General features: G+C 65.8%; 20 protein-coding genes. 5 read left to right on the top strand and 15 right to left on the bottom strand.

All coding sequences use genetic code 11. The features are described 5' to 3' along the window. Window positions 1–64 precede the first annotated feature (64 nt). From QYC26_RS09600 to QYC26_RS09610, 3 genes are read left to right on the top strand one after another with little or no spacing between them, the layout of a single operon-like run. On the top strand, window positions 65–478 hold the full coding sequence (locus QYC26_RS09600) for a VOC family protein (RefSeq protein WP_317512009.1): 414 nt from the start codon (window positions 65–67) through the stop codon (window positions 476–478). A 32-nt stretch (window positions 479–510) separates the two neighbouring features. Continuing rightward, complete coding sequence (gene gloB, locus QYC26_RS09605; protein WP_317512010.1) at window positions 511–1239, top strand: hydroxyacylglutathione hydrolase; 729 nt, start codon at window positions 511–513, stop codon at window positions 1237–1239. 58 nt (window positions 1240–1297) lie between these two features. Next, window positions 1298–1714 (top strand): hypothetical protein, encoded by a 417-nt coding sequence (locus QYC26_RS09610; protein WP_317512011.1) that lies wholly within the window; start codon window positions 1298–1300, stop codon window positions 1712–1714. 42 nt (window positions 1715–1756) lie between these two features. Here QYC26_RS09610 and QYC26_RS09615 read toward each other — a convergent pair whose 3' ends face one another. The 4 genes from QYC26_RS09615 to QYC26_RS09630 all read right to left on the bottom strand — a co-directional run bounded on the left by QYC26_RS09615 (window position 1757) and on the right by QYC26_RS09630 (window position 6778). Next, window positions 1757–3550, bottom strand: a complete 1794-nt coding sequence (locus QYC26_RS09615; protein ID WP_317515039.1) for a long-chain fatty acid--CoA ligase — start codon at window positions 3548–3550, stop codon at window positions 1757–1759. A 66-nt stretch (window positions 3551–3616) separates the two neighbouring features. After that, window positions 3617–5287 (bottom strand): gamma-glutamyltransferase, encoded by a 1671-nt coding sequence (gene ggt, locus QYC26_RS09620; RefSeq protein WP_317512012.1) that lies wholly within the window; start codon window positions 5285–5287, stop codon window positions 3617–3619. Between the two features lie 66 nt (window positions 5288–5353). Then, the gene (locus QYC26_RS09625; RefSeq protein WP_317512013.1) at window positions 5354–5587 is read right to left on the bottom strand and encodes a DUF2061 domain-containing protein; all 234 of its coding nucleotides are present in this window, start codon (window positions 5585–5587) and stop codon (window positions 5354–5356) included. Window positions 5588–5713: 126 nt separating this feature from the next. Further along, window positions 5714–6778 (bottom strand): quinone-dependent dihydroorotate dehydrogenase, encoded by a 1065-nt coding sequence (locus tag QYC26_RS09630; RefSeq protein ID WP_317515040.1) that lies wholly within the window; start codon window positions 6776–6778, stop codon window positions 5714–5716. Window positions 6779–6982: 204 nt separating this feature from the next. On the opposite strand from QYC26_RS09630, the gene QYC26_RS09635 reads away from it, so the two are divergent. Together QYC26_RS09635 and QYC26_RS09640 are read left to right on the top strand one after the other, a co-directional pair. Then, a complete protein-coding gene (locus tag QYC26_RS09635; RefSeq protein ID WP_317512014.1) occupies window positions 6983–8821 on the top strand; it encodes a DUF885 domain-containing protein in 1839 nt (612 codons plus the stop codon). A 247-nt stretch (window positions 8822–9068) separates the two neighbouring features. After that, window positions 9069–9914: a helix-turn-helix transcriptional regulator gene (locus tag QYC26_RS09640; RefSeq protein WP_317512015.1), complete on the top strand. Its 846-nt coding sequence runs from the start codon at window positions 9069–9071 to the stop codon at window positions 9912–9914. A 10-nt stretch (window positions 9915–9924) separates the two neighbouring features. Here QYC26_RS09640 and mnhG read toward each other — a convergent pair whose 3' ends face one another. The 11 genes from mnhG to QYC26_RS09695 all read right to left on the bottom strand — a co-directional run bounded on the left by mnhG (window position 9925) and on the right by QYC26_RS09695 (window position 20300). Beyond that, complete coding sequence (mnhG, locus tag QYC26_RS09645; protein WP_317512017.1) at window positions 9925–10299, bottom strand: monovalent cation/H(+) antiporter subunit G; 375 nt, start codon at window positions 10297–10299, stop codon at window positions 9925–9927. Next, window positions 10292–10576 carry a monovalent cation/H+ antiporter complex subunit F gene (locus QYC26_RS09650; RefSeq protein WP_317512018.1) on the bottom strand — a complete coding sequence of 95 codons (285 nt, stop codon included), beginning with the start codon at window positions 10574–10576 and terminating at the stop codon, window positions 10292–10294. Before QYC26_RS09650 ends, mnhG begins: the two co-directional genes overlap by 8 nt. Beyond that, window positions 10573–10911, bottom strand: coding sequence for a Na+/H+ antiporter subunit E (locus QYC26_RS09655; protein WP_317512019.1), 339 nt, complete (start codon window positions 10909–10911; stop codon window positions 10573–10575). The genes QYC26_RS09650 and QYC26_RS09655 overlap by 4 nt, the downstream gene beginning before the upstream one ends. Next, window positions 10908–12371: a proton-conducting transporter membrane subunit gene (locus QYC26_RS09660; RefSeq protein ID WP_317512020.1), complete on the bottom strand. Its 1464-nt coding sequence runs from the start codon at window positions 12369–12371 to the stop codon at window positions 10908–10910. The genes QYC26_RS09655 and QYC26_RS09660 overlap by 4 nt, the downstream gene beginning before the upstream one ends. Further along, complete coding sequence (locus QYC26_RS09665; protein ID WP_317512021.1) at window positions 12368–12748, bottom strand: NADH-quinone oxidoreductase subunit K; 381 nt, start codon at window positions 12746–12748, stop codon at window positions 12368–12370. Before QYC26_RS09665 ends, QYC26_RS09660 begins: the two co-directional genes overlap by 4 nt. Further along, window positions 12745–15489, bottom strand: a complete 2745-nt coding sequence (mbhE, locus tag QYC26_RS09670) for a hydrogen gas-evolving membrane-bound hydrogenase subunit E (protein WP_317512022.1) — start codon at window positions 15487–15489, stop codon at window positions 12745–12747. The genes QYC26_RS09665 and mbhE overlap by 4 nt, the downstream gene beginning before the upstream one ends. A 238-nt stretch (window positions 15490–15727) precedes the next feature. Next, window positions 15728–16888: a CaiB/BaiF CoA-transferase family protein gene (locus QYC26_RS09675; protein ID WP_317512023.1), complete on the bottom strand. Its 1161-nt coding sequence runs from the start codon at window positions 16886–16888 to the stop codon at window positions 15728–15730. Next, window positions 16885–17814, bottom strand: coding sequence for a hydroxymethylglutaryl-CoA lyase (locus tag QYC26_RS09680; protein WP_317512024.1), 930 nt, complete (start codon window positions 17812–17814; stop codon window positions 16885–16887). The genes QYC26_RS09675 and QYC26_RS09680 overlap by 4 nt, the downstream gene beginning before the upstream one ends. Then, the gene (leuD, locus tag QYC26_RS09685) at window positions 17811–18428 is read right to left on the bottom strand and encodes a 3-isopropylmalate dehydratase small subunit (protein ID WP_317512025.1); all 618 of its coding nucleotides are present in this window, start codon (window positions 18426–18428) and stop codon (window positions 17811–17813) included. Before leuD ends, QYC26_RS09680 begins: the two co-directional genes overlap by 4 nt. Next, window positions 18425–19831: a 3-isopropylmalate dehydratase large subunit gene (locus tag QYC26_RS09690; RefSeq protein WP_317512026.1), complete on the bottom strand. Its 1407-nt coding sequence runs from the start codon at window positions 19829–19831 to the stop codon at window positions 18425–18427. The genes leuD and QYC26_RS09690 overlap by 4 nt, the downstream gene beginning before the upstream one ends. Continuing rightward, window positions 19800–20300 (bottom strand): DUF3598 domain-containing protein, encoded by a 501-nt coding sequence (locus tag QYC26_RS09695; RefSeq protein WP_317512028.1) that lies wholly within the window; start codon window positions 20298–20300, stop codon window positions 19800–19802. The genes QYC26_RS09690 and QYC26_RS09695 overlap by 32 nt, the downstream gene beginning before the upstream one ends. Window positions 20301–20311 lie beyond the last annotated feature (11 nt).

Raw genomic sequence — 20311 nt, forward strand, 5'->3', positions numbered from 1 at the left:
GGCTGCAAAGCGCGGGCCACCGGCCTATACCGGTATCAATCCGTCACGCGTTACAGGACATCGCATGAAGTATCTCCACACCATGATCCGGGTCACCGATCCGGACGAGACGATCCGTTTCTTCGAGCTGCTCGGCCTGCGCGAGGTGAAGCGTTTCGACAGCGAGCAGGGCCGTTTCACGCTGATCTATCTCGCCGCGCCCGGCGACGAGGATGCGCAGGTGGAGCTGACGCACAACTGGGACCCCGAGGACTATAGCGGCGGCCGCAATTTCGGGCACATCGCCTATCAGGTCGACAATATCTATGAGACCTGCCAGCGGCTGATGGATGGCGGCGTCACGATCAACCGGCCGCCGCGCGACGGGCATATGGCCTTTATCCGCACGCCCGACGGCATTTCGGTCGAGCTGCTGCAGGACGGCCATCTCGAACCCGCCGAGCCCTGGGCCTCGATGCCCAATATCGGGAGCTGGTAATCGCAGCCCACGCGGCCGCCAAGGAGCACAGCATGATCGAGATCGTTCGTATCCCCGTTCTCAGCGACAATTACGTCTGGCTGATCCATGATGCGGACTCGGGCGAAACCGCCGTGGTGGACCCTGCGGTCGCGGAGCCGGTGCTGGCCGAGGCCGGCGCGCGCGGCTGGACGATCAGCCAGATCTGGAACACCCATTGGCACCCCGATCACACCGGCGGCAACGCCGCGATCAAGGCGGCCACCGGATGCACGATCACCGGCCCGCAGGCCGAGGCCGAACGTATTCCGACGCTCGACCGGCAGGTGCGCGAGGGCGATAGCGTTTCGATCGGCGCGCACCGAGCGCAAATCTATGACGTGCCCGCGCACACCGCCGGGCATATCGCCTATCATTTGCCCGGTGAGGGCGCGGTGTTCGTGGGCGACACATTGTTCGCCATGGGCTGCGGCCGGTTGTTCGAAGGAACGGCGGCGCAGATGTTTGCGAACATGCAGCGGCTGGCCGCGCTGCCGCCCGAAACGCGGGTGTACTGCGCGCACGAATATACCCAGTCGAACGGGCGCTATGCGCTGGCGGCCGAGCCCGAAAACGCCGATATCCGCGCGCGGATGGCGGCGGTGGACGCCGCGCGCGCGGCGGGCGAGGCAACCGTGCCGACGACCATTGCGCTCGAGCGCGCGACCAATCCGTTCATGCGCGCGCGCGACGCCGAAGAGCTTGCCGTGCGCCGCGCGGAAAAGGATGTATTTCAAGGGTAAATCGATATAGCATCGAAACGCTGGGGAAATTCGGGATCACAGGATGAAGGGGATTTCCATGCTCAAATTGCTTCCACCCTTGGCCGTGCTCATGATCGTTGCTGGATGCGCGACCACAGCGACACCCGAACAGCAACAGGCGCGGCAGGACAAGTTCGAAGCCGATCTGGCCAAGGCGCTCAAGGGCCGTACACCCGCAGGCGATCCGCGCAGCTGCATCAACATGCGCGATATCCGCTCCACCAAGATCGTGCGTCCATCGACCGTGATCTATGAAATGGGCGGCGACCTTGCCTATCGCAACGATTTCGGCGGCAGCTGTGTCGGCCTCAGCGATAACGACACGATGATCACCCGCACCCCCACCAACCAGCTGTGCCGGGGGGATATCGTCCGCATCGCCGATCTCAGCGCCGGTTTCCAGAGCGGCAGCTGCGTGTTCGGCGACTTCGTGCCCTATCGCAAGGCCAAGTAAACGCCTGTCTGCGCGTGGCATGGGCCGCGCGCAGACATGGGATCAGCCCTTGTAGAGCGCGTCGAGCCGGTCTCCATAGGCTTCACGCAGCACATGGCGGCGGATCTTGAGCGAGGGCGTCAGCTGCTTGTTGTCGATCGTGAAGCCTTCATCGGCAAAGACCCAGCGGCGGATCTTTTCGGTGACGGAAAGGTCGCGGTTCACCCGGTCCACCGCGTGGGAGACCGCGGTACGGAATGCCTCATGCTCGCGCAGCAGATGCAATTCAGTGGGCAGCCCCTGCGCCTCGGCAAATTCGCGCGCCCATTCGGCATCGGGGACGATCAGCCCGACCAGATAGGGGCGCCTGTCGCCCGACACCATCGCCTGCCCGATCTCGGGCTGCAGCGTCAGCATCCCTTCCACCTTTTGCGGGCTGACATTGTCGCCCTTGTCGAGGACGATCAGATCCTTCTTGCGATCGGTGATGACGAGGCGGCCCTTTTTGTCGAGATGGCCGATATCGCCGGTATACAGCCAGCCATCGACCAGCGCGCGCGCGGTCTCTGTCTCGTTGCGCCAATATCCCTTCATCACCAGTTCGCCGCGCACGAGGATTTCGCCGTCCTCGGCGATGCGTACCTCGGTATGCGGCAGCGGCGGGCCGACCGTATCCATCTTGATCCCCGCTGCCGGGCGGTTGCAGGCGATGACGGGTGCCGCCTCGGTCTGGCCATAGCCCTGCAGCAGCGTGAGGCCGAGCGAATGGAAGAACACGCCGATATCGGGGTTGAGCGGGGCGCCGCCCGAGACAAGCGCCTTCATCCGCCCGCCGAAACGCGCCTGGACCTTGGGGCGGAACAGCCGGTCGAGCGCGAGGTCCATCGGCTTGTCCCAGAAGCGGAGGGTGCCGTTCAGTTCCTTGGCGCCCAGCCCGAGCGCGCGGCGCAGCATCGCCTGGGGCAGTTTGCCCTGTTTTTCGACCGCTTTCACCATGCGCTGGCGCAGCACCTCGAACAGGCGGGGGACGACAACCATGATCGTCGGCCGGACCTCCTCGATATTGGCGGCGAGCTTGTCGAGCCCCTCGGCATAATAGATCTGCGCGCCCAGCCCGATCGGGAAATGCTGCCCGCCGGTATGCTCATAGGCGTGCGAGAGGGGGAGGAAGGAGAGAAAGATCTCTTCGTCCCAGCCGAAATCCTCGGAGATGATCTCGATGCACCCGGCGACATTGTGGAGGATCGCGCCGTGGTGCTGCATCACCCCACGCGGCGCGCCGCCGGTGCCGCTGGTATAGATGATGCAGGCAAGATCATCGCGGGTGACGCGCGCGGCGGTGGCGCGGATATGCGCGACATCGGGCGCCTGACCCGCGATCAGCGCGCGCCAGTCGTGGAAATCGACCAGCCCCGACTGGCCGACGCGCAGCGGTTCGATCCCGATCACCGCGCGCACCTGCGACGAGCGCATGACCGCGGGCATCAACGTGCGGGCGAGCTTTTCGGTGGAGACGATCACCGCGCTGGCGCCGCTATTTTCAAGGATATGCTGGTGATCGCGCTCGGTATTGGTGGTGTAGGTCGGCACCGTCACCGCGCCTGCGGCCATGATCGCGAGATCGGAAATGCACCATTCGGGGCGGTTTTCGGCAACCAGCATCACCCGGTCGCCGCCGCGAATGCCCATCTGGGTGAGCGCGGCGGCCAGGCTCGCCACCTGATCGGCGGCCTCGCGCCAGCTGATCGAATGCCAGGCGCCCCCATCCTTGTGCCAGAGGAAGGGCTTGTCGCCCTGTTCTTCCGCGCGGGTGAAGAACAGGGTGACGAGATTGGGGAAATTTTCGAAGTGACGCATCATCCCTCCTGAAAACGCGCGGATTGCCCGCGTCGTCCTGCACAGATCATCGCTGCACCCGCCGGCTTATTCGGCGAGCGCCACACCCTCGCTGCGCGGATCGGCGGCACCGCGCCAGCCCGCGCCCGTCCATTCGACCGCGTTCACCTTGGACGGCAGATCCGCCGCGACCACCGCGCGCCCGAGCGTGTTGAGCGCGGGCAGTTTTGCTTCGAGCGCGGAGCCCTGTTCGATCATCACCGCATCGCCCCCGAAGTAGAGATTGGGGAGCGCGATCGCCTCGGCGGCGGGCAGGCCGAAATCCATATAGCCGATGAGCGTCTTGGCGATGTGCATTATGATCCGCTTGCCCCCGGCCGAACCGAGCGCGAGCACCGGGCGGCCGGTTTCGTCATAGACGATGGTCGGCGCCATCGAGGAGAGCGGGCGCTTGCCCGCCTCCACCCGGTTGGCGACGGGGGCGCCGTCCTTTTCGGGCGCGAAGGTGAAATCGGTCAGTTCGTTGTTGAGGAACATGCCGCTCGCGATCAGCTGGCTGCCGAACGGCCCCTCGATCGTCGAGGTCATGCTGGCGACATTGCCGGCGCCGTCGACCGCGACGAAATGGGTGGTGCCCGCAACCTCGCCCGAAATCGCGGCGGTGCGCGGCTGCGCGCCCGGCGGGGTGCCGGCCTCATAGGCGGCGAGCGAGGTGTCGGGCGAAATCAGCGCCGAGCGGCTGGCGAGATAGGTGCGGTCGAGCAGCCCGGCGACGGGGACCTGCACGAAATCGGGATCGCCCAGATATTTCTCGCGATCGGCATAGGCGAGCATCATCGTCTCGGCGATCAGGTGCCAGCTCTTCGGATCGTCCTTGCCCATCGCCTTCAGATCGAAGCGTTCGAGCATGCCGAGCATCTGGAGGATGGTGGTGGCGCCCGACGAGGGCGGGCCCATGCCGCAGACCGTGAAGCGGCGATAGGGCGCGCACAGCGCAGCGCGGTCGCGCACCTTATAGGCGGCCAGATCGGCGAGGGTGAGCGGCACCGGGTTGACCGGACTCTTGCTGACGGCGGCGACAATCGCCTTGCCGTGCGTGCCGGTATAGAAGGCATCGGGGCCTTTTTGCGCAACATCGCGCAGCAATTTGGCGAGCGCGGGGTTGCGGATCGTGGTGCCCTCGGCCTTGGGCTTGCCCTGTTCCCAGTAAATGGCGCGCGCCTCGGGGAAGCGATCCCATAGGGGCGCCATCATCGCGAGCCGGCCCGCGAGCGTCTTGTTGACGGTATAGCCCTGATCGGCGAGGCGGATGGCGGGCGCGAAGATCTTTGCCCAGCCGATCTTGCCCCAGCGCTTGTGGGTTTCGGCCATCAGCCGGATATTGCCGGGAACGCCCACCGAATGGCCGCCCTGAAAGGCATCGCGAAACCCGATGGGCTTGCCGTTCGCGCCCATGAACAGCTTCGGCGTGGCCGATGCGGGCGCGGTTTCGCGGCCGTCGATCGTTTCCATTTTCTTAGTCGCGGCGTCGTGGTGGACGAGGAAGCCGCCGCCGCCGATGCCCGAGCTTTGCGGTTCGACCACGGTGAGCGCGAGCATCATCGCCATCGCGGCGTCGGACGCGCTGCCGCCCTGCCGCAGAATCTCGCGGCCCGCCTCGGTGGCGCGGGGATCGGCGGAGGAGACGACACCGCCGGCGGCCAACGCGGGAACGGGTGACAGGACGAGCGTTACGGCAAGCAGAAAATGTTTGAACATCGACCGGATACTAGCCGCCCGCGCGGCAAGCGCAATGCGCGTGGGCGGCGCGACACGCGCGACATGTCATGCGCGGTGGTGTCGCGCTGTCCCCCATTGCCCAAACCGCGCGAAAAGGCCGGAAAAATCGCCGCGCCAGGCGCGTTCGTGGAAGAAGAAAACCACCGTGTTGATACAGGGTTCGATGAGCGCGATTCCGCCCGCGATCGCGACCGATCCGGTGAGCGCATAGGCGACGCCGAACCCCACCATCAGGTGGAGCGCGAGATAGGTTGCGGTCTTGGCATATTCGACGGGCATGGTGTTTCCTTCGTCGGCAATATGCAAATGCGTCGCAATATTATCTAATGCATTGTCTCGGTATCGCTGATCGGCGGCATCGATCAATGCCGCCGAGAGGGGCCGCTGCCACCGCTCATGCCGTGATCAGAGCGTGCCGACCGCATCCTTGAGCGTGGCGAAACCGTCGCGCGCGAGCAGCTGGCGCAGCCCCTTGTTGATCCGTGCGGCGAGCCCGGGGCCTTCATAGACGAGCGCCGAATAGACCTGAATGAGGCTGGCGCCCGCGCGGATGCGGGCATAGGCGTCCTCGGCGCTGGCGATTCCGCCTGCCCCGATCAGCGGGATGGTGCCGCCGGTTGCCTTGTGGAAATCGATCATCCGCTGCTGCGCCAGATCGCGCAGCGGCGCGCCCGAAAGGCCGCCGCCTTCGCCGGCATGACGGCTGTTGAGCGCGGGGCGGCCGATCGTGGTGTTGGAGATGATCAGCGCATCAAGCCCGGTATCCGCCGCGATCCGCGCGATATCGTCGATATCGGCGGGTTCGAGATCGGGCGCGACCTTGAGGAAGATCGGAGGCATGCGCCCCGTGGTGACCGCCGAGGCGGCGCGCGCGGCCATCACCGTCTGGAGCAGTTCGGTGAGCGCGCCCGCATCCTGCAGCGCACGCAGCCCCGGCGTGTTGGGCGAGGAGATGTTGACCGTGAGATAGGTGGCGACCGGCGCCATCGCGCACACGCCCCTGGCGTAATCGTCGATCCGGTCGGTGCTGTCCTTGTTCGCGCCGATATTGACGCCGATGATGCCGGGACGGTGCGCGACGGCGGTCAGCCGCGCGAGCGCCTCGACCTGGCCGCCATTGTTGAAGCCCATGCGATTGATGACCGCGCGGTCCTCCACCAGCCGGAACAGGCGCGGCTTGGGGTTGCCGTCCTGCGGCAGCGGGGTGAGCGTGCCCAGTTCGGCAAAGCCGAAACCGAGGCCGAGCATGACGTGCGGCACCTCGCCATTCTTGTCGAACCCGGCGGCGAGCCCGACCGGATTGGGAAAATCGATCCCCGCAACGCGCATGCCAAGCACCGGATCGGCAGCGGGCGGCGCGCCCACAGGCATGCGCTTCAGCGCGGCGAGCGTCAGCAGGTGCGCGCGTTCGCCGTCGAACTGGAAGGCAAGGGGGCGCAGGAGCGGATAAAGCGAGGCGATGAGCGACATGCGCGCCCCTATGACAGGCGCGGGCAGGCCGGTCAAAAGCCAAGTGGCGCGGGCGGTTTCGACGAACGACGCACTGGATTCGACGAACGACATGGGCCCCTTCCCCCGCCCGCAGCCTTTCGATTAGGCTCCGCCCCATGAAGTCAACCTTGCAAACAGGGGCCTGAAAACAGGGACTTCGACAACAGAGGGAGAATTTCCACGATGCGCGTTTTGCGAACCGGCATTTCGATGGTGGCGCTGGCACTGACCGCGCCGATCGCGCTTGCGCCGGCATCCGCCCAGGCCCCGGCGGCTGCGGCACAGGCCAACCCCGATGCGGAGATCCTCGAATTCTTTGCCGCCTATGACACCGCCCAGCTCAACCGTTCGCCGATGAGCAAGGCCTATCGCGGCATTCGCGATGGCGATTACGGCAAGTGGAACGATTTTTCGGACGCCGCCGAACAGGCCGAATATGACGCCGACCAAAAGGCGCTGAAGGACATGCGTGCGCGCTTCGATCCGGCCACGCTCAACGCCGAAAACGCGCTGTCGTACCGCCTGTTCGAAAAGAAGGTCGAGCGCAGCGCCCGCGCCTTCCCCTTCCGCCACAATGATTACAGCTTCGATCAGATGAACGGCCCGCAAAGCCAGCTGCCGGCGTTTCTGATCAACATCCACCGCATCGAAACCAAGCGCGATGCCGAGGCCTATGTCAGCCGTTTGAACGGCCTTGGGCCCGCGATCGACCAGCTGGTCGGGCAGAGCCGCAAACAGGCCGAACGGGGCGTGATGGTGCCGAAATGGGTCTATCCCTATGTGATTTCGGACGCGAAGAACGTCGTCAGCGGCTTTCCCTTCACCAAGATCGCCGATGAAGCGCCGCTTTACGCCGATCTGAAGGCGAAGCTGGGCAAGCTGGATATTCCGCAGGCCGAAAAGGACGCGCTGCTCGCCAAGGCGGCGGACGCGCTCGTGAAGTCGGTGAAGCCGGCTTATGGCCGCCTCGTCGCCGAGATGGAGCGCCAGCAGGCGATTGCCTCCACCGATGACGGCGTGTGGCGTTTCAAGGACGGCGCGGCCTATTATGCCGAGCGGTTGTCGAACTACACCACGACCCCGATGACCGCCGATCAGGTGCATCAGGTGGGGCTCGACAATGTCGCGCGCATCCATGACGAAATGCGCGGGATCATGAAGACGACCGGTTTCACCGGCGATCTGCCCGCCTTCTTCACCTTCATGCGCGAGGACAAGCGTTTCTACGCACCCAACACCGATGAAGGGCGCCAGCTATATCTCGACGAATCCGAAAAGGCCAAGCAGTGGGTGACCGCGAAGCTGCCGGAATATTTCGGGGTGCTGCCGCAGGCGCCTTTGGTGGTGAAGCGCGTCGAACCCTTCCGCGAAAAATCGGCGGGCAAGGCGTTCTACCAGTCGCCCGCGCCCGATGGCTCGCGCCCCGGCACCTATTACGCCAATCTTTATGACATGGCGGACATGCCGCTGACCGAGGTGGAGGCGCTGTTCTACCATGAGGGGCTGCCCGGCCATCACCTCCAGCGTACGATTCAGACCGAGCTGAAGAATGTGCCCGCCTTCCGCCAGTTCGGCGGGGTCACCGCCTATAGCGAGGGCTGGGGGCTCTATTCGGAAAAGCTGGCCAAGGACATGGGGCTCTATACCGATCCGTACCGCGATTTCGGCCGGCTTCAGCTGGAATTGCACCGCGCGATCCGCCTCGTCGTCGACACCGGGCTGCACCACAAGCGCTGGACCCGCGAAAAGGCGATCAAATATGTCGAGGACAATTCGGCCGACGCGCCGGGCGGCATCGTCAAGGCGATCGAGCGCTATATCGTCTATCCGGGCCAGGCGACCGCGTACATGGTCGGCCGCCTCAAGATCAGCGAATTGCGCGCGCGTGCCGAGAGCAAGCTGGGCGCGGGTTTCGACATTCGCCGTTTCCACGATCTGGTGCTGAAGAGCGGGCCGGTGCCGCTCGATGTGCTCGAAGAGCGCGTCGACAGCTGGATCGCGGGCGGCGGCCAGCCGGTCTGAATCATAAACCGGGCATGGGAAGGTTCGGGATAAAAACGAGAAATTTTTGCGCGATGTCGATTCTGTACAATACGAATCGGGACCGTTCGACCTAAACCACCCATGCGACCCGAAGGGCCCTTTCAAGATTTTCTTTGGGGGTTCTTAACTTACAGCCCGGCCCGAACTCTTCTGGCCGGGCTGCTTTTATATCGCGCCCGGATTGCCTATCCTGAACCCAACCAGAACAAATATCGGGTCGGGGTAGATGGATATTCAATTAAATTACGCCGCGCCGGACGGCGATTTGCGCGAGTATCTGTCGGTCTTTTACGAATTCCATGCGCCCGTTCCCGTGTTCGAGGATGTCGAACGCGCCGATTTCGCGCAGATCCGCTTCATGCTTTCGGGCGAGGGGCACTACACCTTCGCCGACGGGCATGAGGCGAGTTCGGCGCCGATCACGATCGTCGGCCCCACCACCGGCAATACCCGCATCCGTGCGACGGGGCCGGTGCGCATCTTTGGCGCGGGGCTGTTGCCCGCCGGTTGGGGCGTGCTGATGGGGTTCGAGGCGTCGACGCTGGTCAACCGCGCGATCGATGCCACGCAATTGTTCGGGCCCCAGCTGGAAGCGGCGCTTGCCGATTTGCGCGCGGCCGACGGGCTGGAGGCCAAGGTGGCGATCGGCAACCGGGTGATGCGCGCGCTGGAGAAGCATGTCGAGGAAACGCCGATCGCCTTTACCCGGATCGTCGATCAGTGGCTGGAAAGCGCGCTGTCGCCCGATGTGCAGGATCTGGTTGACGCGGTGGGGCTGTCGCGCCGGCAGGTCGAGCGGCAGTGCAAGCGGCTTTACGGCGTTCCGCCCAAGCTGCTCTCACGCAAATACCGCGCCATTCGCGCCGCCACCAAGCTGGCGCGCGGCGAGGTCGAGATGGGGGATCTGATCGGCGACAATTTCTACGATCAGTCGCACTTCATCCGCGAGATCAAGCAGTTCACCGGGCTGACCCCGAAGAAGTTCAGCGAGGATCTGCCGACGCTCGCCAAGCTGACGGTGAAGCCCGCCGAACTGGCCGGAAAGGTTGACCCGATCGTCTTTCAGAGCTGAGCGCGGAAAATCAGGCTTCGCGGCGATCGGGCGGGCCGGCGCGTTCTTCGAGCGGGGCGTCCTGGCGTTCGACCACGCCCTCGAGCGGATCGGGGCGGGTGAGTTTCAGGTCCGCGCCCGAGATATAGGCCGCGCGGCCGAGTAACTGGGCGGCGACGGGCAGCGTCATCAGCAGGAAAAGGATCGTGATCGCTGCGGTCGACAGGCCGAGATCGCGGCTGAGCAGCACCGCGCCCAGCACGATCAGCGCCGCGCCCAAGGTGCCTGCCTTGGTGGAGGCGTGCATGCGCTGGAACGCATCGGGCAGGCGGACCACGCCGAGTGCGGCAAGCGTGAGGAAGACGAGCCCGACACAGATCATCGCGGCGCCCAACAGCTCAGTCATCGCCCGTTCCCTTGCGTTCGAGAAAGGCCGCGAGGGCGGCGCTCGCGACGAAATTGATGAGCGCAAGGCCAAGCCCCACGTCGAGAAAGGCGCCGTAGCCGGTGGCCACCGCCGCCGCCGCCGAAAGCGCGACCGCAACCGCGGTGAGCATGTCGAACGCGACGAAGCGGTCTGCCACGCCGGGGCCGCGCACCATGCGCCACGCCGCCAGCGCGAGCGGGATGGTGAGCAGCAGGATGACGAGGTTGGCAAAGGCCTGGGTGGGAAAGCCGGTCATGCCTCCAGCTCCCCAATCCAGCGTTCATAGAGCGTCTTGAACCGGCGGATCGCGGCGTCGGACGAAGGGGCGTCGAGCATGTGGAGATAAAGCTGCTTGCGGTCGGCGGAGACGTGCAGGCAGGTCGAACCCGGCGTCAGCGAGGTGAAATAGGCGAACATCGCCACGCCCCATTCGGTGCGCAGGTCTACCGGGATCCTGACGATCGCCGGCGCCTGCGCCGGAACCGGCGTGACCACGATCCTTGCCACCGCGAGCGAGGAAATGACGATATCGTAGAGGAAGATGGCGGCGAGCGCGACGAGCGCGCGCAGCTTGCGCAGCAGGCGGATCATGCGGCCACCCCGAGCGCCTGCGTGGCGGCGCCCGCGACATCCCATATCAGCCCGGGCAGCAGCCCGATCAGCACCGTGGCGCACGACAGCAGCCCGATGGCGATGAGCATGGCGGTGGGCACGGGGCGCGCGATCCGCCCGCCGATCCGCGATTGCCAGAAACCGAGCGCCCAGACCGCGCCCATCGAGATGATCGTGAGCAGCCCGGCAAGGATCGCGATGATGGCGAGCCAGCCGCGCCCGGCCTCGAACGCGGCGTCGATCACGGTGAACTTGGCCCAAAAGCCCGATAGTGGCGGGATGCCCGAGAGCGAGAGGATGGGCACGGCGACCATCATCGCGAGCAAGGGCTGCGAGCGCGCGATGCCGCCCGCGGTGCGCAGGTCGAAACTGCCATCGGCGCGCGCGATGGCGCCGGCCGCAAAGAACAAATTGGTCTGCACGATGATCGAATGGATCATGTAGAAGATCGCCGCTTGGACGCCCGCCGCCGTCGCGATCGACAGGCCCATCGCCATATAGCCGACCTGCGCGATGATGTGGAAGGCGAAGAGGCGGCGCAGATCGGTCTGCGCGAGCGCGCCCGCGACGCAGATGAGCATGGTGCAGCACGCCATGACCGCGATGATTTCGGAAAAGCCCGGCAGCATGCGAACGCCGAAGAGCGAGATCAGCACGCGCAGCGCCGCGTAGAAGCCCGCCTTGGTGAGCAGCCCGGCGAACACCGCCGAGGCTGCGACCGGCGCGGTGTGGTAGGACGCAGGCAGCCAGAAGAAGAAGGGGAAGAGCCCTGCCTTCAGCATGAAGCCGGCAAGCATCAGCACGCCGCCGGTGACGAGCGACAGCGACGGATCCGTCGTCCGCGTCCGCGCGGCGAGATCGGCGAGGTCGAGCGTGCCGGCTTCGGCGACGACAAAGGCGATGCCGATAAGGATGAAGGTGGCGCCGAGCATGCTGATCGCGGCGTAGCGGATCGCCCCGTCGATCTGCGCCTTGCGCCGATCGAGCGTGATGAGCCCGAGCGCGGTGAGCAGCATCAGTTCGAACCAGACATAGAGGTTGAACAGATCGCCGGTCAGAAACGCGCCGTTGACTGCGGCGAGCAGCCCGAGGAACAGCGCGTCGAAGCCCGCACGGCGGCGGCGCGCCGCCACCTCGGCGCGGGCATAGATTGCCCCGGCGACGCCAATGAGCGCGGTGACGAGCGAGAGCGGCGCGGCGAGCGCATCGCCCACAAAGCTGATACCGAAGGGGCGCGGCCATCCGCCAAAGGTCATCACCACCGCGCCCTCGCGCTGGACGGTGACGAAGAGCAGGAGCGAGGCAAGCGCCATGAGCCCGACACTGGCTTCCATCGCCAGCCGCTGCGCGCGCGGACGCCCATAGAGCATCGCGGTGAGCGCGGCGCCCAGCAGCGGGACGAGCACGGGGGCGATAAGCAGAAGGCCGGTCAGATTCATCCCGCGCGCTTCCCCGGTTCGTCGGGATTGCCCAGTTCGGCGGCGCTGCGCATCTGCGAGGCATCGAGCGTGCGTTCGCCGCGCCAGGCGCGCAAGCTGAGCGTGGCGAGGACGAGCGTGAGCGCAAAGCCGATGACGATCGCGGTGAGCACCAGTGCCTGCGGCAGCGGGTCGGCGCTGGCCCCCAGCGTCTTTGCGCCTTCGTCGATCAGCGGCGGCGCCGCGCTTTTGATCCGCCCGGCCTGGAAGATGATGATGTTGGTCGCGGTGGTGAGCAGCGACAGCCCGAGCAGCAGTCGCACCAGATGGCGCGACAGGATCATGTAGATCGCGCAGCCGAACAGGATCGAGGCCATGAGCGCATAGACGATGTTCACCGTTCGGCCCCCCTTTGCAGCCCGAAGAGGAAGGAGAGGACCGCGCCGAGCACGACGACATAGACGCCGAGATCGAAGACCATCGTGGTGCTCGTCTTGAGCACGAGGCCGCCGAGCGACAATTCGTACCAGGGCTGGACGAGATAGGCGCCGCGTTCAAAAAATCCCGGAAGTCCGGCGAGGAGCACCAGCAGCATTCCCGCGCCGATCACGGAAAGCGGATGGAAATGGAGCGCGATACGGGCACGGTCGATCCCATGCGCAAGCGCGATCATCGCAAAGGCGAGCGCGGCGACGAGCCCGCCGATAAAGCCGCCGCCCGGTTCGTTATGGCCGCGCAGCATGATCCACACCGACAGCGCGAGCAGCACCCAGAAGAACAGCCATGCCGTCTTTACCAGGATGAAGGCGGGCTGGCGCCGCGCGCGCGGGCTGCTCAGCGGTTCGTACAGGCGCGGGCCGAGCAGCGACCAGGCAAGGATCGCCGACATGCCGATCACCATGGTTTCGCCCAGCGTGTCGAACGCGCGGAAATCGACGAGGATGACGTTGACGACATTGCGCCCCTTGGCCGCGACATAGCTTTCGGCGCCGAAAAAGGCGGAAACCGCGCCGTCATTGCCGCCCGCCGCCATGTCGAGCAGCGCAACCAACATGATGAGCCCGGCGACGACCGAGAGGATGATGTCGAGCCTGCGCTCGCGGTAGCGGCGCGTGGGCGGAATGCCGAGCGGGATGGCGAGGAGCAGCGCGGTGAGCATCACCACGATGAGCGCCTCAACCGAGAATTGGGTGAGCGCCAGATCGGGCGCGCCGTTGAGCAGGAAGCCGATCGCCACCGAAAAACCGGTGAGCCCGACCGCGATCATCGCCGAGACGAGCCCGCGCATCCAGGCGGCGGCGAGCGCCCCGACCACGCCGATCGCCGCGATGAGGAACGCCCCCCATTCGATGGGTGTCGGCTGGGGCAGGCGCGGCGCGATTCCGGCGGCGAGCCAGGCGGTGGGCAGGAGCAGCGCGGTGGCCGCGATGACGACGAGCAGATGGCGCCGCAGATCGCCGTGCTGAATCGTGCGCGTGAGCGCGCGCGCGCCGCGAAACACCGTGAGGATCGCGCGTTCGTAGAATTGTTCGACCCCGGCGCGTTCGAACCAGTTGCTGCCGCGCAGCCGCAAATGGATGCGTTTCCAGTTGAGCGCGATCAGCCCGCCGATCGTGACGACGACCAGACTGAGCAGCAGCATCGGCGTCAATCCGTGCCACAGCGAGACATTCACCTCGACCGCGCGGCCATAAACCTCGACTGCGGCGGGGCGCAGCACATTGGCGGTCACCCATTCGGGATCGAGGCTGAGGAACAGCCCGGCAAAGGCGAGCACGAGCGGGCCGAGCACCAGCCCCACGCTTTCGCCGTGGCGCAGTTCGCTGACCTTGCCGCGATTGAGGAAGAAGGGCCGCAGCGTGATGACCGAGGCAACCCCCACCATCACCGCGTTGACGAGCACGATAATCGCCATGGGGAGCAGTTCGGGCGTGCTTTCAAGCTGCGCCTGGAACAGGAATTCCTTGGAGATGAAGCCGAAAAAGGGCGGAAGCCCGGCCATCGACAGGCTGGCGAGCAATGTCGCGAGCGCGGTCAGCGGCAGATAGCGCACAAGCCCGCCCATCGACCTGAGCGTGCTGAGACCGGTGGCGTGCAGCACCGAGCCGGCGCAAAAGAAGAGCGCGGCCTTGTAGAGCGCATGGGCAAAGAGGAACCCGACCATCGCGACGCTCGACGCCGGGCCGGTGAGCCCGATCAGCGTGACGAGAATGCCGAGCGAGGCGATGGTGGAATAGGCGAGCGCGGTCTTGAAGTTTTCCGCGCGCAGCGCCTGCAGCGCGGCGATCAGCATCGAGAGCGCGCCCACCGCGATCAACGTCTGCCGCCCGCCGGGCACCGCGGCGATCAGCGGCTCGAACCGCGAGAGCAGATAGATGCCGAGCTTCACCATCGTCGCCGAATGGAGATAGGCCGAGGCGGGGGTGGGCGCCTGCATCGCGTTGGGCAGCCAGAAATGGAACGGGAACTGCGCCGATTTGGTGAAAGCGGCGATCATGATCCCGGCGAGGATCGGCACGACCATCGGGCTGGCGGCAAGTTCGGGGATGCGTTCCTTGATGTCGCCGAGCGAATAGGTGCCGAGCACCTGCCCGATCATCAGGATCGCGGCGAGCAGCGCCAGCCCGCCAAAGGCGGTGACATAGAGCGACATCAGCGCCGACCGCCGCGAGCGGACATTCTTGCCGTCGAACCCGATGAGGAGGAACGACAGGATGCTCGTCGCTTCCCAGAAGACGAGCATGACGATCAGATTGTCGGCCAGCACCGCGCCGAGCATCGCGGTCATGAACAGCAGGATGAGCGTGAAGAAACGGCCCCGGTCGGATGCCGATTTCTCGTTCATATAGGCGCCCGAATAGATGACGACGAGCGCACCGATGCCGGTGATCAGCAACGACATCATGAACGAGAAGCCGTCGAGCCGGAAGGTGAGGTAGATGCCGAGATGCGGCGCCCAGTTCAGCCCGTCCCCCAGCACCCAGCCGCGTTCCATGACGGGCGCGGCGGCAATCAGGGCGACGAACAGACCGGCGGGGAGGAGTGCGAGGACCCAGCCCGCCCAGCGCCCCGCAAGGCGCGACACGGGGCTGGCAAGGCAGCTGCCGGTTAAGGCGATCAGGAGTATCCAGATCAGCATCGAACGAGTTCAGCACCTGCCTTTATTGGTGCCGAAATGCGGCAGGGTTCCTGCACCGCGCACCATCCGAAAGATGGCTATTCAATGCAGGGCAGATGCAGAATTGGCAACCGTTGATCCGGTTTTTCGCGGGAAAAGTTAACGCGGCCCCGGCGATTTAGTCTGCGCGCGCCAGCCGGACACAAAAACGCCCCCGGAAACTGGTTTTTCCGGAGGCGGTTTTGCTTGGGGGCGAGGCTCAGGCGGCGAGATCGGCGATTTCGTCTTCGCTGAGGCCGAGATCGGCGAGGATGGCGCGCGTGTCGGCACCCGGCTGGGGCAGGACCGACGCGGCCGCCGCGAGCTGGCCGTCGAACGCGATAGGCAGCGCGGGCAGGCGGGTTTCGCGGCCATCGGCCAATGTGACGGGTTCGAGCGCGCCGGTGGCGGCGAGGTGCGGATCGTCGAACATGTCCTCGGGCTTGCCGATCGGCGCGAAGGGCAGGCCGGTGCCTTCGAGGCGCGCGATCACCTCGTCCCGCGTGAAGCCTGCAATCAGTTCGCGGATCTGCGGCAGGATCTGATCGCGCTTGAGCACGCGGTCGTTGTTCTTGCGCAAGCCTTCATCGGCCCAGAGCGCGTCGAGCCCGAAGAGCGCGCAGAATTTCTCCCACAGCCCGTCGGTGACGACGCCGATGAACACCGGATCGTCCCTGGTTTCGAACACGTCGTAGATCGCCCAGGCCGAAATGCGCGCGGGCATCGGGTTCGCCGCCTTCCCGGTGACGGCAAGCTGCGCCATGTGCTGGCCAACGAGGAAGACCGTGGTTTCGAAGAGCGAGGCCTGGATGAGCTTGCCCTTGCCCGTGCGGTGGCGTTCCTCAAGCGCGGCGAGCACGCCGATCACGCCGAACATGCCGCCCGTCACGTCGATGACGCTGGAGCCGGCGCGAAGCGGGCGTCCCGGCGGGCCGGTCATATAGGCGAGCCCGCCCATCATCTGCGCGACTTCGTCGAGCGCGGTGCGCTTTTCATAGGGGCCGGGGAGGAAGCCCTTGGCCGAGCAATAGATGAGGCGCGGATTGGCCTGCGACAGCGCGTCGTAGCCAAGGCCGAGCTTTTCGAGCGCGCCGGGGCGGAAATTTTCGATCAGGATATCGGCCTTGGCGGCGAGCTTCTGGGCGATGGCCAGCCCTTTTGCCGATTTCAGATCGAGCGAGATGCTCTTCTTGTGGCGGTTGTACATCGGGAAATAGCCCGATCCCGAACCGAGCAGCGTGCGTGTCTTGTCGCCCTCGGCGGGTTCGACGCGGATCACTTCCGCGCCCAGCGCGGCGAGCATCGCGCCCGCCGCCGGGCCCATCACCATATGCGTGAATTCGACAACCTTGATGCCTGCAAGTGGTGCGGGCGTGTTCATGCTGCAACCTTTCCGAAGCCGAGCGGCAGACCCGCATCGGGGGTGAAACCGTAAAGCGGCTCGCCGGGCAGCGCGTCCGCGATGATGCTGCGCACCTTGAGCAGCTTTTCGAGATCGATCCCGGTGTCGAAGCCCATCGCCTCGAGCATGAAGACCAGATCCTCGGTGACGATATTGCCCGACGCGCCGGGCGCGAACGGGCAGCCGCCCAGCCCGCCGAGCGAGGAATCGAGCGTGGTGATGCCTTCCTCAAGCCCGGCCAGCGCGTTGGCGAGGCCAAGGCCGCGGGTGTTGTGAAGGTGGAGCGTGTTGAGCCGATCGGCGCCGATATCCGCCTTGATCGCGCGGACCATGCGCTTCACCTGCGCGGGATTGGCGTAACCGGTGGTGTCCGACAGCCCGACCTCGCGCGCGCCCGCTTCGATCGCGGCCCCGGCGAGGCGGCGGACAGCGTCTTCGCTCACCGGCCCCTCGATCGTGCAGCCGAACGCGGTGGCGAGACCCACCTCGAAATGCGGGCGCGTGGCTTCGGGCTGCTGCGCGACGAGATCTGCGATCGCGCGGATTTCGGCGAGCATCGCGGCGTGATCCTTGCGGACATTCTTCAGGCTGTGCGTTTCGGACATCGAGAAGGGGATGGAGATTTTTTCCGCCCCAGCTGCGATCGCGCGTTCGGCGCCCTTCAGATTGGGGACGAGCGCGGCAACCGACAGCCCCTCAATCCCCCTGGCGAAGGCGATCAGTTCGGCGGTGTCCGCCATCTGGGGCAGCAGGCTGGGCGGCACGAAGCTGCCGACCTCGATTTCGGGCACGCCGGCGGCGGCTTCCGCGGCGATCCAGGCCTTTTTCGCTTCGAGCGGCATCACCCGGTCGATGCTCTGCAGGCCGTCGCGCGGGCCGACTTCGCTGATATGAATGCGCGTCATGGTTGAACGTCTCCGAGATAGATCCAGGGGCGCGCGGCTTTGTCGGCCTCCTGAAAGGCGGCGATTTCCGCCTGGTTCTTGAGGGTGAGATCGATCGCGTCGAGCCCTTCGTAGAGCATGGCCTTGGCCTCGGCGCCGATCTCGAACGACCACTCGGTGCCGCTGGCGAGCGTCACCGTCTGCGCCGCGAGATCGATCGTCACCGGCCCGCCATCCTGCGCGATGGCGGCAACGGCCGCCTCGGCGAGCACCAGCGGGACAATGCCGTTGCGCGTGCAGTTGCCCGCGAAGATCGGCGCGAAACTGGGCGCGATCACCGCGCGGATGCCATATTCGGCAAGCGCCCAGACCGCGTGTTCGCGGCTGGAGCCACAGCCGAAATTCGTGCCCCCCAGCAGAATTTCAGCCTGTGCGAATGCGGGCTGGTTGAGCACGAATTCGGGGTTGGGATCGCGTCCCCCCGGCGTCAGATAGCGCCAGGCGGAGAACAGCCCCTCGGCAAGGCCGGTCTTGCCCGTGCTCTTCATCTCGCGCGAGGGGATGATGGCGTCGGTATCGATATTGTCGCGGATTAGCGGCGCCGCGACCGAGGTGACAGTGGTGAAGGGGGTCATGCCGCAATCTCCCGCGGATCGGCGATATGGCCCGCGATCGCGCTGGCGGCGACGGTTTCGGGGCTGGCGATATGGGTGCGGATATTGGGGCCCTGACGCCCCTCGAAATTGCGGTTGGTGGACGAGATCACGCGCGATCCGGCGGGAAAGCTTTCGCCGCCCGCATAAAAGCACATCGAGCATCCGCTCATCCGCCATTCGAACCCGGCTGCGGTAAAGACCTGGTCGAGCCCCTCGGCCTCGGCGGCGCGGCGTACCGCCATCGATCCGGGGACGACGAGCGCCTTGACGCCGGGCGCGACATGGCGGCCCTTCAGCAGCGCGGCGGCACGGCGCAGATCGGACAGGCGGCCATTGGTGCAACTGCCGATAAAGGCGGCGTCGATGGGGATGCCGGCCAGCTTTTGCCCCGGTTCCACACCCATATAGGCGCGCGGGCGTTCGGGCGCGTCGGCGGGCACCTGCCCCGAAATGCCGGTGGCGTGTTCGGGCGAGGTGCCCCAGCTGACCATCGGTTCGATGGCGGCGGCGTCGATGGTGATGTCGGTGTCGAACGCGGCGTCCGCGTCGGAGGCGAGCGTCCGCCATTCGGCGATCGCGCGGTCGAGCACCGCCCCTCTGGGCGCGTAGCGGCGGCCGGCAATCCAGTCGAACGTCTTCTGATCGGGCGCGATCATGCCCGTCATCGCGGCGAATTCGGTGGCCATGTTGCAGAGCGTCATGCGCCCTTCCATGTCGAGCGCGGTGACCGCATCGCCCGTGAATTCGACGGCATAGCCCTTGCCGCCGCCGGCGCCGTGGCGCGCGATCAGCGTCAGGATCATGTCCTTGGGGGTAACGCCCGGTGCCAGCGTGCCGGTAAAGGCGACGCGCATCGTTTTCGGGCGGGTGAGGCGCAGCGTGCCCGTGGCCATCGCATGTTCGGCCTCGGACGAGCCGATGCCCCAGGCCAGCGCCCCAAAGGCGCCCTGCGTGCAGGTGTGGCTGTCGGGCGCGATCAGCGTGCAGCCGGGCAGCACGATCCCCAGTTCGGGCGAGACGACATGGACGATCCCCTGATCGGGGTCGGTCACGTCGAACAGCGTGATTCCGGCTTCGGTCGCCGCCGCACGGGTTTCGGTGATGAACGCCTGCCCGCCGGGCATCAGCGTCTGATCCCCGCGCCCCGGGCGCGTGTCGACGATATGATCCATCACGCAAAAGACGCGCGCGGGATCGGCGACCGTCCGGTTGGCCGCCTTGAGACTGTTCAAGGCGGCGGCACCGGTGCGTTCATGCAGGAAGATCCGGTCGATGGCGATCAGTTCGGCGCCACCGGAGAGACCGGCAACGACGTGCCGGTCCCAGATTTTCCCGAACAGGGTGCGAGGATCAGGCAGCCTGATTCTCCATTTCCTTTTCAAGAGCGGCCCAGTCGCGGCTGACGAGCTTTTCCTGAATGGCGGTGCGGGTTTCGAGCAGGCCGTTGCGGATCCAGTGCCAGGTGCGGCAGCGCGTCTGGCCGTCGTCCGAAAGCTGGATCATCTCGTAGAGATACAGGCTGGGGTCGCCCTGGCGCTGCCAGTAGAGCATCACGGTGCGGTTATATTCGTCGAGACCGACTTCGGCGGCCCAGCCCTTGATCAGATCATTGTCCCACCACACGCGCTTGTCGGCATAGGTGGCCGGGAAATCGCGCACATCGGTGCGGCCATCGTCCCAGATATAATGGTTGGTCTGGTGATAGGGCGTGTCGCTGTCGTCCTTGAAGCGGCAGAACAGGCGCGACTTATGCTCGTCGATCTTCTCGCCGGCAGCGTTGTAATAGGTGTAAACACCGTCCCACACGCCCTCATGGCGTGCCAGCAGCGGCATGTCTTCACGAATACCCATTATCTTCTCCC

This window comes from Sphingomonas sp. C3-2 (assembly GCF_033025475.1).
Taxonomy (GTDB): domain Bacteria; phylum Pseudomonadota; class Alphaproteobacteria; order Sphingomonadales; family Sphingomonadaceae; genus Sphingobium_A.

What these genes read in the sequence shown, in the direction of transcription:
- QYC26_RS09635 (WP_317512014.1), top strand. Translation starts at nt 6,983, where the DNA reads ATGCGCGTTTTGCGAACCGGCATTTCGATGGTGGCGCTGGCACTGACC.
- QYC26_RS09630 (WP_317515040.1), bottom strand. Translation starts at nt 6,778, where the DNA reads ATGTCGCTCATCGCCTCGCTTTATCCGCTCCTGCGCCCCCTTGCCTTC.
- ggt (WP_317512012.1), bottom strand. Translation starts at nt 5,287, where the DNA reads ATGTTCAAACATTTTCTGCTTGCCGTAACGCTCGTCCTGTCACCCGTT.
- QYC26_RS09610 (WP_317512011.1), top strand. Translation starts at nt 1,298, where the DNA reads ATGCTCAAATTGCTTCCACCCTTGGCCGTGCTCATGATCGTTGCTGGA.
- leuD (WP_317512025.1), bottom strand. Translation starts at nt 18,428, where the DNA reads ATGACCCCCTTCACCACTGTCACCTCGGTCGCGGCGCCGCTAATCCGC.
- mnhG (WP_317512017.1), bottom strand. Translation starts at nt 10,299, where the DNA reads ATGACTGAGCTGTTGGGCGCCGCGATGATCTGTGTCGGGCTCGTCTTC.
- gloB (WP_317512010.1), top strand. Translation starts at nt 511, where the DNA reads ATGATCGAGATCGTTCGTATCCCCGTTCTCAGCGACAATTACGTCTGG.
- QYC26_RS09680 (WP_317512024.1), bottom strand. Translation starts at nt 17,814, where the DNA reads ATGACGCGCATTCATATCAGCGAAGTCGGCCCGCGCGACGGCCTGCAG.
- QYC26_RS09695 (WP_317512028.1), bottom strand. Translation starts at nt 20,300, where the DNA reads ATGGGTATTCGTGAAGACATGCCGCTGCTGGCACGCCATGAGGGCGTG.
- QYC26_RS09615 (WP_317515039.1), bottom strand. Translation starts at nt 3,550, where the DNA reads ATGCGTCACTTCGAAAATTTCCCCAATCTCGTCACCCTGTTCTTCACC.
- QYC26_RS09640 (WP_317512015.1), top strand. Translation starts at nt 9,069, where the DNA reads ATGGATATTCAATTAAATTACGCCGCGCCGGACGGCGATTTGCGCGAG.
- QYC26_RS09600 (WP_317512009.1), top strand. Translation starts at nt 65, where the DNA reads ATGAAGTATCTCCACACCATGATCCGGGTCACCGATCCGGACGAGACG.
- QYC26_RS09675 (WP_317512023.1), bottom strand. Translation starts at nt 16,888, where the DNA reads ATGAACACGCCCGCACCACTTGCAGGCATCAAGGTTGTCGAATTCACG.
- QYC26_RS09625 (WP_317512013.1), bottom strand. Translation starts at nt 5,587, where the DNA reads ATGCCCGTCGAATATGCCAAGACCGCAACCTATCTCGCGCTCCACCTG.
- QYC26_RS09660 (WP_317512020.1), bottom strand. Translation starts at nt 12,371, where the DNA reads ATGAATCTGACCGGCCTTCTGCTTATCGCCCCCGTGCTCGTCCCGCTG.
- mbhE (WP_317512022.1), bottom strand. Translation starts at nt 15,489, where the DNA reads ATGCTGATCTGGATACTCCTGATCGCCTTAACCGGCAGCTGCCTTGCC.
- QYC26_RS09650 (WP_317512018.1), bottom strand. Translation starts at nt 10,576, where the DNA reads ATGACCGGCTTTCCCACCCAGGCCTTTGCCAACCTCGTCATCCTGCTG.
- QYC26_RS09655 (WP_317512019.1), bottom strand. Translation starts at nt 10,911, where the DNA reads ATGATCCGCCTGCTGCGCAAGCTGCGCGCGCTCGTCGCGCTCGCCGCC.